A 13,666-nucleotide genomic window follows, 5' to 3' on the forward strand; every position below is an offset into this window, starting at 1 on the left:
GCGAGAGCTTAATCCGTTTCCGAGCTGACATCTTTATCGGGATGGAAAAAAGGGGCTTGAGGATCTCGTTTGGCTTCTAATAGTTCCCGATTTTCAGTCGAGTTCCAGCCAATATCATTTGTCGGGTGGACCCATTCATCACCAGCCATGATTTCCGGGTCTGTATCCTCACTCCAATTTTCAAGCGGTGAATTGTCTGAGGCGTACTTGCTGTCCCCAATGACCACTCCATACTCATTCACAAATGGTGCTTCTGGTTTTATTCCAGTGTTTTTGAAGCTAGGTGCATTGATTTGATGTGGCTGAGTATCTGATAAAATTGGGTTATCAAGTTTTTTCTTCATTATATCCTCCTCCGTTTTTAGTCTTAATGTACGCGAATGACGATATATTATCCGTGAATAATTTTGAACGGAATTACCCCATTCTATAATGTTAACTTTTTTTATAGAGGTGGAATGAAAATGAAAAGGAAAGCCAATGTTGATGGGGCTGTAAAAGCCAGTAAAACGCCGAAGAAGAATCAAGGAATAGATGAATTTTCAAATGAATTTGCAGCCGATGAAAATGTCATGAAGGGTGCAAACCGTAACTCTAAACAAGGCAGAAAAGGAAGAAGTTAAATGAATAAACAAACACGTAAACAACCAGAGAAAAAAGATAAGGCCCAGTACGTACGAACGGAATTCGGTATGGAATTTAGTGAAGATATGAATGCAACCGAGATCTATGAAATACTGGCCGCGAAAAATAACAAAAAGTAAATAAGGACGGACCCCACAAACAGGGGTCCGTCCTTATTCTTATTGTATTGTGCTTTCAGCCTTAGATAGTGAAAAGATGCGAGAACCTTTACCACTTGGATCAAAATAGGCAAGCATGATGGAAGGTTGTTCAATTATGGTCCCATCCGTTAAGTAGGTTTCTAAATCAAACGGAAGTTCTTCAATCAAGGTATGCTTATATATTTCCTTTTCGTTCAGTTGTAAATCCCTGAAATCGGTTCCTAGGTGCTCGGGATGCTTAAGAATTTCTTCATAAATCTTAGAACGGCCATGTTTATCTAAAGAGGCTTCCCACCAAGGTTTACGTGGCTTATATTTTTGATTCTTAAAGTAATCCAATTTCATGAGACCGATGACATTATTCAATTGATCGGTTTCCCTTTTAATCAAAAATAGCTCTAATCGCTTGAATAAATCTTCAAGCTGATGCCCAATGCGTGACCAGCCCTGCTCATCCCAATAGGTGCCGAATTCCTGGAAGAAGTCGAATGGGGAGGTAAATACCGTTTCTACAAGAAACTCGGTTGTATGGTTCATTCGATGATCGTTCCAGTATTTTTCAAGGACATCTTCGACTTGTTTAATGCGGACAATATCATCAAAGGTTAAAACATTGTTTCCCAGGATTTCGTAAGGGGCATGATCACTGTAAATATAATCGTGTTCATCCGCTCTAATTCGCAGCCCAGTGCCACGCAACATTTTTAAGAATCCGAGTTGCATCTCTTCGGGGCGTAGTGCAAAAACATCATTGAAGGTCTTTCTGAATGAAAAATAATCTTCTTCAGGCAGGCCAGCAATTAAATCGAGATGCTGATCTATTTTCTGTCCGTCTTTTACCATCGTGACAGTTCGGGTCAACTTTTCGAAATTCTGTCTTCTCATCACGAGATCATTTGTATGATCATTCGTAGACTGTACACCGATTTCAAAACGGAACAATCCGGCAGGCGCATGATCGTTCAAGAATTGAATGACTTCCGGGCGCATGATGTCAGCCGTGATTTCGAACTGAAAAACGACTCCAGGTTGATGCTCATCAATTAAAAACCTGAACATCTCCATCGCATAGCTCCGGCTAATGTTAAAGGTACGATCGACAAACTTAATCGTTCTTGCCCCATTATCCATCAAATACCTGATGTCTTCTTTAATTTTTTCGCGGTCAAAATAGCGCACACCCACTTCAATCGATGATAGGCAGAACTGACAGCTGAACGGACAGCCACGGCTTGTCTCGATATACGTCACCCGTTTGGATATCTCATTACGATCTTCCTCTAAACGGTATGGTGAGGGAAGGGATTTCAGGTCCACCTTGCCATTCTGGGGCTGAATCACCTTTTTACCATCTTGCCGATAAGCAATTCCACTAACTTTCTTATAGTTGTGTTCCCCTTCAATTTCGGAAAGCAGGTCCTTGAAGGTTACTTCCCCCTCGCCAATGACAATAAAATCAGCACCTGGAATTTGATCTAGCCAATCATGAACATCGTAGGTCACTTCAGGACCACCGAGGATGATAACCAGTTCAGGATTGATCTTTTTAAGCATCGCCACGACTTTCATGGTTTCTTCGATATTCCATATATAACAACTGAATCCGATTACATCCGGCTTTTTGGAATAGAGGTCGCCGACGATGTTCATAATCGGATCTTTGATGGTGTATTCCGCAAGCTGTGCATCGTATTCCGGTTGGGCATAAGCCTTCAGGTATCGTATGGATAGAGATGTATGGATGTATTTTGCATTAAGAGTACTAATAATTATATTCATAAAAAATGGCGCAATGAAAGCGCCTATCTCCTTTCGTGTACATGTTATCTAAAAGCCAACAAGCACTAACGAATAATTGTACCATAGTCTCTTGGTTTTGGAAAACCACTTACAGTATAAAATGTTAAATAGAAGAAATTAAAAGGACAACCCTATGGCTGCCCTTTTTGTTCTAAAACCTGGTAGTAGATTGTTTATGTTCTTTACTAGGCTTTATATATTCTTTAACTTTACGAGCGAACTGTTTGGTCCTGGATATTTTCAATTCGATAATGGGCTGTGCCATGGAACCTATGATTTCGCTTGAAAGCATAACTGTAATCAAGAAGGAAAGCCCGGCTAGCATGATGAAGCTTTCGGTGTTACTAAAGTATTCCTGAAGGGTGCTTTCACGGAAAAAACGAATGAAGAAGCCGTGAAGCAAGTACACATACAGGGTTTGCTTACCCCAGTTGGTAAAGAAATATTGTTGTCTTGGGATAAAGGATAAAAAGCTAAACACTGTAATGACACTTAATCCGTAAAAACCAAGACGTTTAAACATGGATATGATGGACGCTTCCTCTAGCTCGGAATAGGGCTTAGAGCCAAGCAACCATTTATAATTGATATCTGCTTTTAAATAAAAACCGATGAAAACAACAAGGATGATAGAGAGTGATGCTATATGGACTTTAGGTGTAAATAGTCTTTTTAAATGATCTTTGTTTAAATGATACCCAATTAAAAACATGGGGAAAAATACAAACGTTCTCGATAAGCTTAGGAAATTGGAAATGAAGTCCACATATCCAATTAGCAAGGCGATTAGGAACGATAAACCTATACCGACAAGCGGCTTCAGTTTAGAGAAACCGAGAAGCATGATATTCCAGCAAAATAAACTGATCAAGAACCACAAAGACCAATGGGGGGTGAGCATGTCTACATTGAAGGAAGAACGATCATAAAGAAAATAATAGTACACTGTGTAAATGATTTGGAAAATGATATAAGGTACGATCATTTTCATGGTGATTTTCGCTAAATACCCTTTTTGATAAAATCCTTTTGCAAAAAAACCGGAAACAAGGATGAAGGCCGGCATATGGAAGGAATAAATGGTTTTGTAAAGTGCATAAATCGTTTCACTATCGTTTATATAGGTGTTCAACAAGTGTCCAAAAACGACAAAGCCCATGAGAATGAACTTAGCATTGTCAAAGAAAAAATCACGTTGTTTCATAGTTGCCTCCAAATATTTATTTTTAGGAGAAGAAATCATTGTATCTCTATACCCTAAAAATAGAGATTGAAATCCATTATCATGGAAAGAGCTTAAATTTCCCTTAATTCAAAAATGAATTAAGAGAATGGCAATATAAATTTTACACGCATGACTAATTCTATTCTACTGTTTTTTTTGGAATAGCGAGGGAATTTGGGGTGGATGTCGAAAGAGATAGGTGTCGAAAGAAATGAATGGAAGTAGGTTAGGAAAGGGGTTTGAATATGAATGTAGAGTACGAGGCTGTCTGTAATGAGGAGATCATCAGGTTGAATAAACACATCGAAGAATATAAAGAAATCTTTAATTCCATTATAGAGCCCCATATAATGATCGATGAAAACCTGAGATTCACCTATGCGAATGAGGCGGCATGCTTGTTGTTCGATCAGCCCAGAGAACAACTGGCTAAACTGAAGCTTAGTGATTTTCTTCAAGCAAGTACCTTACTTGCAGTTGATGTGGAGGGATTAAGCAGGCATAAAAAGCCTCTTAAGAAAAGGAAAGCGGTACAACTCCATAATGGAAACATGAGGGAGTTTGAGTTTATACAGGTTGGGACACTTTCAGGTGGAAAGAGGATTTTTCGTTTGGAGGATGTGTCTGAAATCGATCAGGTCGGGAATTTGATGCCAACGCAAATGGTTTTGGATAATTTCGATACAGCAAAAGAGGGTATTCTCCTTTTAAGTCGTAAAGGACTTATACTAGAGGCAAACTCCGCATTCATGAATGGTTTGAAAATCAATAAAAGAGATCTTATTGGGAAAAGACTATCAGATTTGGTGACACATGATGATAAGTCACAGCTAGACGAAGGGGTTAGTGAAATTTTTACAACATTGAATTCTATGGGTGAATTGGAGGTAACCCTACATGGGAAGCCTTGTCGTTTTACTTTTTCAACCCGTACACCAGTCGGAAATGAATTATTCATAACGACGTTTTCGAAGATCACTGAATCGAATATTATTGAAAAGAAATTAGAGTCGAGCGAAAGGATTTTTGCCGAGTTATTTGATCAATCGATGGAAGGAATCGTTTTTTGGAATGAGGCCGGTGTTATTTTTCGAGTCAATCAATCAGCCTGTAAAATATTTGAATCCACTAAGGAAGAAATGATTGGCAGTGACATATGGAAATTCATCTATAAGGAAAATCGTTATTTTAAAAGAATGCTTGCTACTTTTGAAAGAGACGGCCAAGTCAGGGATGATATTTTTTATAAGATGCCAAACAATCAAATCAAATTACTTGAATTAACGGCAAAGAAACATGAGGGCGATGGGTATAATGTAACCATCTTTCGTAATGTAACCGAACGCTGGGAAATAGAAAAAGAATTAAGGAAAAGTGAAGAGAAATTCAGGAAAATTTTTGAGGGGTCACTTGATGGGTTGATCTTATGGAACAAGGATGGATTTACGGACTTTAATGAATCAGGCAAGGCAATACTGGAAATCTCTAAGGAAAAACTCCTTTCTCTAACCGTAAAGGAATTCATCGGAAAAGTACCGGAAAATGCAATTGATTTGAATGCACATGTGGAAGCGGTATATAAAAAAGGAGTGTATTCTTCCATCATTCCACTAAAATTCGAAGATGGAAGGATTAAGCATATTGAATTTTTAACAAGAGGCAATCTGTATTCAAACCTGAATTTAACCATTTTTCGCAATGTAAGTGAAAGGCTTGAAATGCAAGAACAAATCAGGAAATCGGATACCTTACATGTTGTTGGTGAACTTGCCGCCGGAATCGCCCATGAAATTAGAAACCCCATGACAGCTTTAAAAGGTTTCATCCAACTGCTTGAAGATTTGGTCAAAGAGGATTTCTCTACTTATTTTCACATAATCACTTCAGAAATACAGCGCATCGAGACGATTATTACAGAGTTCCTGGTTTTGGCTAAACCGCAGGCCCTTCAATATTTGGAACAAGACTTGCACATCATCCTGAAAGAGACACTGGAGCTTTTAGCGGCACAAGCTTTACTTAATAATGTCCGCTTTGAGACAGATTTTGAGGGAATTGCATGCAACATATTCTGTGAAGCAAATCAGTTAAAACAAGTATTTATCAATATTATTAAAAATGCACTGGAAGTCATGCCGGATGGCGGCACAATTCGTATCCAATCGAGCCAAGTATCAAATAGCCACGTTCGCATCTCGATTATTGACCAAGGAAACGGGATATCCAAAGAAAAGTTAAAAAAGTTAGGTGAGCCATTTTATACGACAAAGGAAAGAGGGACCGGCCTCGGATTGATGGTCAGCTATAAAATCATAGAAGAACATAATGGATATATCGAAGTGGAAAGCGAAGTCGATAAAGGGACAGTTTTTCATATCTATTTGCCCATTAAAAGTGAAGCTTAGAGGATGATGCCAATTGGGTAACTGGTTCTTTTCACAAGGTTGGGTACTTGAAATCTTTCATAAATTGAAGGGTTTTTTTTTGTTTGAAAAGGTCATAAGGGTTCCCGTCATTTTCTGTCTTCTGTTGCTTTGAATTTTATCGCAATATAAGAAGTTTTGTCTTTTTTTGCGAACCTATTTACATATAAGGTATATTTTGTAATAATTCTTAAATATAATCAAACTCTAAAAAGGGCAGGAGTAGTGAATATAGGTATGAATTGTCGGAATGCAATGGAAATTTGTAACGAAATACGAATAAAACGGTGGGAAATGATGGATTTTGCGCAAATACACGGAATGAGTCATAATCATACCATTCGGATCAGTGAGGAGCTTGATAAACTGATTAATGAATATTTGATTCTGCAACATCATACGCCTATTGAAATGAGAGTGGAAACAAAAGACTTGGTCGTCATCTTACAGGAACCTTTCTACAATGATTACTTCCTTTAATAAAATATATAAGAAAATGGATCGTGAATTTATCTTTGGATAGCAGTGACTATGAAGAAATAGAGGTCAAGAATGGAATATATTCAACTAGTAAAACGAGGGGAGATTAGCCAGGCGGCATTATTTTTTATCGAAGGGGAACTGATGAATGTCATTGTTATGGATCCTGATCGATTTAATTCCGGTGATGCCGTTATCTGCCTGCATAAATCCCAAACATTCGAAACGAATATCATAAAAAAACAAGAGAATAATCTATACTTATTTGTTCCATGGTACGATACCCTTCAGGATAGTGAAAGAAGACGGGCTGCAAGGGTATCGTATGTTGCTCAAGGAAAAATCCAGTCCCCCCAAAAAAGTGAAAGGGTTCAGTTGATTGATTTGAGCATCAAGGGCCTAGGATTTTCGTGTGAAAACAAACTAATGAAAGCAGAGTTGCATACCATCACCTTTATGATTGATCATGCCAGGAATCATTTTACCATCAGGATACAAAATGAGCGGGAAATGGAAGATGCATATCGGTATGGAGTCAGTTTCATAGGAGTGCCTGTCAAAGATTTGTTTTATGTCAGGAGATATATTCTTAACAGTCAGCTTGATAAATTATCATCTGCGGCTGTTTAAAAAGGAAAAAGGCTGACTCACATAAGGAGCCAGCCTTTGTCATGTTCAATTATCATAGAATTTCCAATAAGATGACCATAAATAAGAGTCCGACTATGAAGGAATAGGTGGAGGTGCGCTCATTCCCATCCCCGTGACTTTCGGGAATCAATTCTTTGTAGACGATGAATAGCATAGCACCAGCGGCAAATGCAAGACCATAAGGGACCAAGAATTCAATATAAGAGGTTAAGTAATATCCTAATAGACCCGTGACGATTTCTATGGCGCCAGTTAAGGTGGCAATTATGAAAGCCGTGAATCTCCCAATTTTTTGATTGATTAGAAACAATGCGACGAGCAAGCCTTCGGGAGCATTTTGGAGACCTATTGCAAAAGCTATCAAATTCCCTGTATCAGGCGCATTTGAGGCATAACTGACCCCAACGGAGAGACCTTCAGGAATATTGTGCAATGTGATGGCCGTGATGATGAGCAAAGCTTTCTCATCAAATTGAATACCACTTTTCGTATGGCCGAGATCAATGTGTGGAATATTTTTTTCCATCATCGTTAAAGTTAAGACTCCGAGGAAAACCCCGATGATAAGTTGGATATACCCCCCGGTTGCCAATGATTCTGGAATGAGGCTTAGCAAGGAAGCAGCCATCATGATTCCAGCTGTAAATGCTAAAAGTGTATCCCTGAATCGATGGGTCATGGACCCTTTAATGAAAAGAATCGGTAGCGCACCGGCCCCTGTAGACATAGCAGAGAGGATACTGCCTAATAAAACTCCACTCATAAATTTCTCCTTTGCATGGTTGTTCTTTTTTCATTCTTTCTTTTTTCTTCTTCTCTGGGTAAAACAATAATGTATTGTATTTTTGATTATCCAAATTGGTTACAGTGTGAAACCTATTTTTCGGGATACCATTGTTTTAACATGAAATCACTTGGTAGGAAGACACTGAGGATCCCTAGCAAGGGCAAAAATCCTACGATTTTAATCATGGCTGCAATCCCGATAATATCTGCAATCGCCCCCAATGAAACGGATCCAATCGCCCCCATGCCAAAAGCGAGTCCTACAGTTAGACCAGCCATTGTCCCCACTTTACCGGGAACTAATTCCTGTGCATATATGACGGTAACGGAAAAACTGCTCATGATGATGAATCCGGCAATCAGTAATAGAATGAAAGCTGCAATCGGTGGTACGAATGGCAGAAGACCGGTTATCGGCGTACTTGCAGCAAAGGAAAAAAGTATCACGTTTTTCCGCCCAAAGCGGTCGGCGAGCGGGCCACCGAAAAATGTCCCGACTGCCCCAGCGGCTAAAAAGGCAAAAAGGAAGATCTGTGCCGCTTTTATTGTGAATGAGTGCTGTTCGATTAAATAAAAACTATAAAAATTTGTCATGCAGGATACATACCAGGAGCGGGCGAAGATAATGAATAATATTAAGACCAAGGCTTTGGCCACTTTATTGGAACGCTCTTTATTAACGACTTTAGCCGCCAGAGTTTTTGGCTGAAAATGCACGAGCCTTTGGGAATACCACTTGGCTATGTACAGTAATAGCATGACCGCGGCAAAGGCAACGAAAGCAAACCAGAGAGCGCCCTTCTGCCCGAACGGGACAAGAATGATGGCCGTGATGAGCGGAGCTAGTGCCTGCCCACTGTTTCCACCCACTTGATAAATTGACTGGGCCAATCCACGCTTGGGACCTCCAGCCATATAGGCGACTCTGGATCCTTCTGGGTGGAAAATGGCTGATCCAAAGCCCATTAAAACGACAGCACCGAGTATAGTTATATAGTTTGGTGCAAGAGCCAGGATGATGACTCCGATTAATGTGCTGGTTAATCCAACTGGCAAAGCATAAGGCAGTGGCTTTTTATCGGTATAAAATCCGACAGCTGGCTGTAGAAGTGATGAGATGATGTTCAGGCAGAAGGCAATCATGCCCAACTGTGTATAAGTTAAAGACATGGATTTTTCTAGGATGGGAAACATGGCCGGTACCACGGCCTGAAGAGAATCATTCATTAAGTGGCATATGCCAATAATAATCATTATTTTGAGGGTCATCTCTTGATTTTTTGGTATAGGTTTAGTTGCTGTGGTACTTGCCATATGTATTTGCCTTCTTTCTAAATTAGAATCTTATTCTAGTGACCTTTTATTTAAGGTCCGTCAAGATGATTATCTTAGGTATAGAAGGGTTTACTTTACTGAAACGTGATTCTTTCCATATAGATTACTTACTCACGTTCTCTTTTAGGATTGGTAAGCGAATCATGACCGTCGTACCCTCCGAAAGCTTGCTTGTAATCTCGATTGTTCCATTGAAGAGTTCGATGATTCTCTTGCAGACGAAAAGTCCTAAACCGGTCCCTTCCTTTTTGGAAGTATAGAATGGCTCAAATACTTTCTGGATGTCGTTCGATTCCAACCCGTGTCCAGTGTCAATGATTTCTATAATAGCTTCTTGTTTTTTTTGATAAATATGTATGGTCAGGTTTTTGCCTTGTTCCATGGCCTCAAAGCCATTTTTTGCTATATTAAGTATGACCTGCTTGAGTTGGTCCTTCGTACAGTATACAGGAAGTGGTGACCTAACTATATCCCATTCGACTTCGATACAGTAAAAACGAGCTTCAGATTCTATTATCGGTCTTAATTCAGCAACGATACCGCGTACATCATATGAGGATAAGTTTTGCACCATCGGCTTACCTAGAATCAAGAACTCACTGACGATACTGTTTATCCTTTCTATCTCTTTCATGATGATGGAATAATAAAACTGGTCTTGTTCATCTGGATGCTTCTCATTTAGCAATTGGACAAGTCCTTTTATGCCCGTGAGTGGATTTTTGATTTCATGTGCAGTACTTGCTGCAAGTGTACCTACGAAATTCAACTTTTGGTCATCAATGAGTTGTTTTTGTTTTTTTGAATTCCTACGATAGAGGAACTCATATACAATAATATAAATCACATGGGTGATGATGAAGGTGAAAAATATAAAAGAATAGAATATATGGATGTTTTGGGTATCCTTTTTTTCAAGCATTTTAACTGATATGGACCATTCGGCTTCTGTCAAGGGGAGGGTCATCCATCTTGAACTTGGGTTTACATTCCCGATATTTATATCAACGACCTTTTCTCTCTCATTCGTTTGAAGTTTTACTGTTTGTTCAGGTGAAAGTGTATTCAAGATATTCTTTAAATAATCGAATTTGATCTGAACCAATAAAAATCCCCGTACTTCCTTATCCTTTTCCAATATTGGGGCGAAGATGGTGAAGCATGTACAATTCAAATCATCAATTCCTGTTTTGTGGGCCATCACCGCTTTTTGAGTATTTATAGCTAAGTCCATATCTTCATGATTAATTAATTTGGATTGGGGGGGCTGCTTGCTTGTACTATGTATGGTCATTCCTTCTCGATCCAGTAGATAAATGTCAGCGTATCTGGGGTCTGTATCTTTGATGGAGTCTAACAATTGATTCTTTGATTTTTCGTCCATATATGGAATAGAACGGTTACGACTCAACCATTCCACATTTCCCTTGGTTTCCCTGATTACTTGGTCTATCGATTTTTGATAAACGGATCCAATCCATTCAGCCTTTGCTTTCCGTTCTTCTTGGATGGAATAATCAAAATATAACCAATAAGTGATAGTTAAAATGATTAATGGTAAAATGACAATAAGTATGTATTTCGAAAATCTCTGCCTTGAATTCATGTGGTCACTACTTTTATTTTTTCTTTTAGTATATCAAACTGGAGAATTAAACAATAGCAATAGCCATGCCCTATAGGCAAATTGACAAAAAAGGCGCAATAGAATATAATAACCTTCAATTCAAGATATTTTAATTAAAAATTTTAAGGTTGTGAAGTTATGGGGAATGATAGCATCCAACAGTCATTAAAGCTGTTTATCGTGATGTCAAGAGCTCACCGTTCGATTAATGATATAGTGAATAAACATATAGCTGAAGCGGGCTTGAATCCTACTGAATTTGCCGTACTTGAACTGTTATATCATAAAGGTGATCAACCTCTTCAACAAATCGGTGGCAAGATCCTGCTTGCAAGCGGTAGCATTACTTATGTAGTGGACAAGCTTGAACAGAAGGAGTTTTTACAGCGGATAGCTTGTAAAGATGACCGACGTGTAACGTTTGCCAAAATTACGGATAAAGGTAAAGCCTTTATTGAGGATGTCTTTCCTGATCATGAAAAAAGAATCGATGATGTGATGAGCGTCCTTACGAAAGAGGAAAAAGAAACGGCAATAGAATTACTGAAAAAGATTGGTTACTCCGCAAAAAAATAATCCAGTAAACCAGCACCTTAATTTAATTGAGGTGTTTTTGTAGTTTTATTATGATTCGTCCGAAACTGACGGTCATGCCCACTAAAGGCGGAGAACCCTATTACTTTTTTCGTAAATAGGAAGGCTTTACATAAGAATATGGCGAATGTAATTATGTCCTATTTTAACTGGCAACCAATGAACACGATAGGTGTTTTTTGGGGAAAAAGGGATACAAATGATGAAATTGGGGTGTAAGTATGAAATTTAATGAGTATAAATATGAACGGCCTGAATTGGATGACATTAAAGGGAAGTTCACGAAAGCTCTTAAGCAGTTTGTGGATGCGACTGAGGTTGAAGAACAAGTAGAGGCCATAAGTGAAATAAATGCCATTCGAAACTATGTTGGTACGATGAGCAATCTGGTCTATATTCGGCATACCATTGATACGACTGATGAGTTTTATAAAAATGAAAATGATTATTTGGACGAATTCTCACCTGAAATGGAGGAAATGACTTCCGCGTTTTATACAGAACTCGTTCAATCGAAATTCCGTCGGGAACTTGAGTCCAAGTGGGGAAGGCAACTATTTGATTTGGCTGAGGCACAGCTCAAAACGTTCTCGCCGGAAATCATCCCGCAACTGCAAAAAGAAAATAAGCTGGCAAGTGAGTACTCACAGTTAATAGCTTCCGCGAAAATTGAATTTGAGGGAGAAGAGCGGACATTGGCACAGCTTCAGCCCTTCATGGAGTCTGAGAGCCGTTCCATCAGAAAAATGGCAAGTGATGCTTACTATGGTTTCTTTGCAGAGAAGCAGGACGAACTGGATCGGATTTTTGATGAGCTGGTAAAGGTGCGACATGGCATAGCAACGACATTAGGGTATGATAACTTCGTCGAGCTAGGTTATTATCGCATGACACGGACCGATTATAATGCAGAGATGGTGGCAGCTTTCCGTAAACAGGTGAAAGAGGAAGTGGTCCCGCTCGTTACCCGCTTGAAGGAACGTCAGCAGAAACGCCTAGGTCTGGAGAAACTCTATTATTACGATGAGAATTTCCAATTCAGTACGGGGAATGCCGTTCCTAAAGGCGAAGCGGAGTGGATCGTGGAAAATGGTCAAAAAATGTACCATGAACTTTCTGCCGAAACGGATGAGTTTTTCAATTTTATGATTGAAAATGATTTAATGGACCTGGTTGCTAAAAAAGGAAAAGCAAGTGGTGGATATTGTACATTCATTGAAGATTATAAAGCTCCCTACATTTTTTCCAACTTCAATGGGACATCTGGTGATATCGATGTTCTTACACATGAGGCAGGACACGCTTTCCAGGTGTATCGAAGCCGTGACCTGGATATTCCGGAATATAATTGGCCAACCTATGAGGCTTGCGAAATCCATTCGATGAGCATGGAGTTCCTTACATGGCCTTGGATGGATCTGTTCTTCAAAGAAGATACAGAAAAGTATAAGTTCTCCCATTTAAGTAGCTCGCTCGTGTTCCTGCCATATGGGGTGGCTGTGGATGAATTCCAACATTTTGTCTACGAAAATCCAAACGCATCGCCACTTGAGAGAAGACAGGCATGGCGCAAAATCGAGAAGGAATACTTACCTCATCGTGATTATGAAGAGAACGGATTTTTAGAGGGCGGAGGCTATTGGCAACGTCAAAGTCATATCTATCAGTCTCCATTTTATTACATTGACTATGCTTTGGCTCAAATATGTGCTTTCCAATTTTGGAAAAAGTCTGTGGAAAAAGATGAAAGTGCGTGGAAGGACTATTTAAACCTTTGTCAACTTGGAGGAAGTAAATCATTCCTTGGGCTCGTGGAATCGGCCAACCTTGATTCCCCATTTGCAGAAGGTACTGTGCAGTCTGTCGTAAGGGTTATCGATGAATGGCTGAGTTCGGTCGATGACCAAGCTTTATAAGTTGTGAAATCTCGTGAATCGTTAGCGGGTCTTCTATAGAAAGG

General features: G+C 39.3%; 13 protein-coding genes. 7 read left to right on the plus strand and 6 right to left on the minus strand.

The window, feature by feature from the left end; all coding sequences use genetic code 11:
* Nucleotides 1–8 precede the first annotated feature (8 nt).
* Nucleotides 9–344, minus strand: coding sequence for a DUF3905 domain-containing protein (locus ACIQXQ_RS05630; protein WP_402867948.1), 336 nt, complete (start codon nt 342–344; stop codon nt 9–11).
* Between the two features lie 120 nt (nt 345–464).
* Between ACIQXQ_RS05630 and ACIQXQ_RS05635 the strand changes: the two genes are divergently transcribed.
* Nucleotides 465–623, plus strand: a complete 159-nt coding sequence (locus tag ACIQXQ_RS05635; RefSeq protein WP_402867950.1) for a hypothetical protein — start codon at nt 465–467, stop codon at nt 621–623.
* The gene (locus tag ACIQXQ_RS05640) at nt 624–764 is read left to right on the plus strand and encodes a hypothetical protein (RefSeq protein ID WP_402867952.1); all 141 of its coding nucleotides are present in this window, start codon (nt 624–626) and stop codon (nt 762–764) included. It begins immediately after the preceding gene.
* 39 nt (nt 765–803) lie between these two features.
* Here the strand turns inward: ACIQXQ_RS05640 and ACIQXQ_RS05645 are convergent, their stop codons facing one another.
* Both ACIQXQ_RS05645 and ACIQXQ_RS05650 read right to left on the minus strand, forming a co-directional pair.
* Nucleotides 804–2,564 (minus strand): B12-binding domain-containing radical SAM protein, encoded by a 1,761-nt coding sequence (locus ACIQXQ_RS05645; protein WP_402867954.1) that lies wholly within the window; start codon nt 2,562–2,564, stop codon nt 804–806.
* Between the two features lie 172 nt (nt 2,565–2,736).
* Nucleotides 2,737–3,789, minus strand: coding sequence for an acyltransferase family protein (locus ACIQXQ_RS05650; RefSeq protein WP_402867956.1), 1,053 nt, complete (start codon nt 3,787–3,789; stop codon nt 2,737–2,739).
* Nucleotides 3,790–4,055: 266 nt separating this feature from the next.
* On the opposite strand from ACIQXQ_RS05650, the gene ACIQXQ_RS05655 reads away from it, so the two are divergent.
* The 3 genes from ACIQXQ_RS05655 to ACIQXQ_RS05665 all read left to right on the plus strand — a co-directional run bounded on the left by ACIQXQ_RS05655 (nt 4,056) and on the right by ACIQXQ_RS05665 (nt 7,343).
* Nucleotides 4,056–6,215: a PAS domain-containing protein gene (locus ACIQXQ_RS05655; RefSeq protein ID WP_402956088.1), complete on the plus strand. Its 2,160-nt coding sequence runs from the start codon at nt 4,056–4,058 to the stop codon at nt 6,213–6,215.
* 273 nt (nt 6,216–6,488) lie between these two features.
* A complete protein-coding gene (locus tag ACIQXQ_RS05660) occupies nt 6,489–6,713 on the plus strand; it encodes an aspartyl-phosphate phosphatase Spo0E family protein (protein ID WP_402867960.1) in 225 nt (74 codons plus the stop codon).
* A gap of 72 nt (nt 6,714–6,785) precedes the next feature.
* Nucleotides 6,786–7,343 (plus strand): PilZ domain-containing protein, encoded by a 558-nt coding sequence (locus tag ACIQXQ_RS05665; RefSeq protein WP_402956090.1) that lies wholly within the window; start codon nt 6,786–6,788, stop codon nt 7,341–7,343.
* 52 nt (nt 7,344–7,395) lie between these two features.
* On the opposite strand, the gene ACIQXQ_RS05670 is transcribed toward ACIQXQ_RS05665, so the two are convergent.
* The 3 genes from ACIQXQ_RS05670 to ACIQXQ_RS05680 all read right to left on the minus strand — a co-directional run bounded on the left by ACIQXQ_RS05670 (nt 7,396) and on the right by ACIQXQ_RS05680 (nt 11,091).
* Nucleotides 7,396–8,127 carry a ZIP family metal transporter gene (locus ACIQXQ_RS05670; protein ID WP_402867963.1) on the minus strand — a complete coding sequence of 244 codons (732 nt, stop codon included), beginning with the start codon at nt 8,125–8,127 and terminating at the stop codon, nt 7,396–7,398.
* A gap of 113 nt (nt 8,128–8,240) precedes the next feature.
* Complete coding sequence (locus ACIQXQ_RS05675; RefSeq protein ID WP_402956491.1) at nt 8,241–9,470, minus strand: MFS transporter; 1,230 nt, start codon at nt 9,468–9,470, stop codon at nt 8,241–8,243.
* A 118-nt stretch (nt 9,471–9,588) separates the two neighbouring features.
* Nucleotides 9,589–11,091, minus strand: a complete 1,503-nt coding sequence (locus ACIQXQ_RS05680; protein WP_402956092.1) for an ATP-binding protein — start codon at nt 11,089–11,091, stop codon at nt 9,589–9,591.
* Between the two features lie 159 nt (nt 11,092–11,250).
* Here ACIQXQ_RS05680 and ACIQXQ_RS05685 point away from each other — a divergent pair, with 159 nt between their 5' ends.
* Together ACIQXQ_RS05685 and ACIQXQ_RS05690 are read left to right on the plus strand one after the other, a co-directional pair.
* The gene (locus ACIQXQ_RS05685; protein WP_402867969.1) at nt 11,251–11,688 is read left to right on the plus strand and encodes a MarR family winged helix-turn-helix transcriptional regulator; all 438 of its coding nucleotides are present in this window, start codon (nt 11,251–11,253) and stop codon (nt 11,686–11,688) included.
* Between the two features lie 239 nt (nt 11,689–11,927).
* Nucleotides 11,928–13,622, plus strand: a complete 1,695-nt coding sequence (locus ACIQXQ_RS05690) for a M3 family oligoendopeptidase (RefSeq protein WP_402867971.1) — start codon at nt 11,928–11,930, stop codon at nt 13,620–13,622.
* Nucleotides 13,623–13,666: the final 44 nt, after the last annotated feature.

This window comes from Peribacillus sp. NPDC097198 (genome assembly GCF_044762055.1).
In the GTDB taxonomy this organism is placed as follows: domain Bacteria; phylum Bacillota; class Bacilli; order Bacillales; family DSM-1321; genus Peribacillus.

Coding starts and splice junctions, on each gene's coding strand:
- ACIQXQ_RS05680 (WP_402956092.1), bottom strand. CDS start 11,091: ATGAATTCAAGGCAGAGATTTTCGAAATACATACTTATTGTCATTTTA.
- ACIQXQ_RS05685 (WP_402867969.1), top strand. CDS start 11,251: ATGGGGAATGATAGCATCCAACAGTCATTAAAGCTGTTTATCGTGATG.
- ACIQXQ_RS05630 (WP_402867948.1), bottom strand. CDS start 344: ATGAAGAAAAAACTTGATAACCCAATTTTATCAGATACTCAGCCACAT.
- ACIQXQ_RS05655 (WP_402956088.1), top strand. CDS start 4,056: ATGAATGTAGAGTACGAGGCTGTCTGTAATGAGGAGATCATCAGGTTG.
- ACIQXQ_RS05660 (WP_402867960.1), top strand. CDS start 6,489: ATGGAAATTTGTAACGAAATACGAATAAAACGGTGGGAAATGATGGAT.
- ACIQXQ_RS05640 (WP_402867952.1), top strand. CDS start 624: ATGAATAAACAAACACGTAAACAACCAGAGAAAAAAGATAAGGCCCAG.
- ACIQXQ_RS05650 (WP_402867956.1), bottom strand. CDS start 3,789: ATGAAACAACGTGATTTTTTCTTTGACAATGCTAAGTTCATTCTCATG.
- ACIQXQ_RS05690 (WP_402867971.1), top strand. CDS start 11,928: ATGAAATTTAATGAGTATAAATATGAACGGCCTGAATTGGATGACATT.
- ACIQXQ_RS05635 (WP_402867950.1), top strand. CDS start 465: ATGAAAAGGAAAGCCAATGTTGATGGGGCTGTAAAAGCCAGTAAAACG.
- ACIQXQ_RS05670 (WP_402867963.1), bottom strand. CDS start 8,127: ATGAGTGGAGTTTTATTAGGCAGTATCCTCTCTGCTATGTCTACAGGG.
- ACIQXQ_RS05665 (WP_402956090.1), top strand. CDS start 6,786: ATGGAATATATTCAACTAGTAAAACGAGGGGAGATTAGCCAGGCGGCA.
- ACIQXQ_RS05645 (WP_402867954.1), bottom strand. CDS start 2,564: ATGAATATAATTATTAGTACTCTTAATGCAAAATACATCCATACATCT.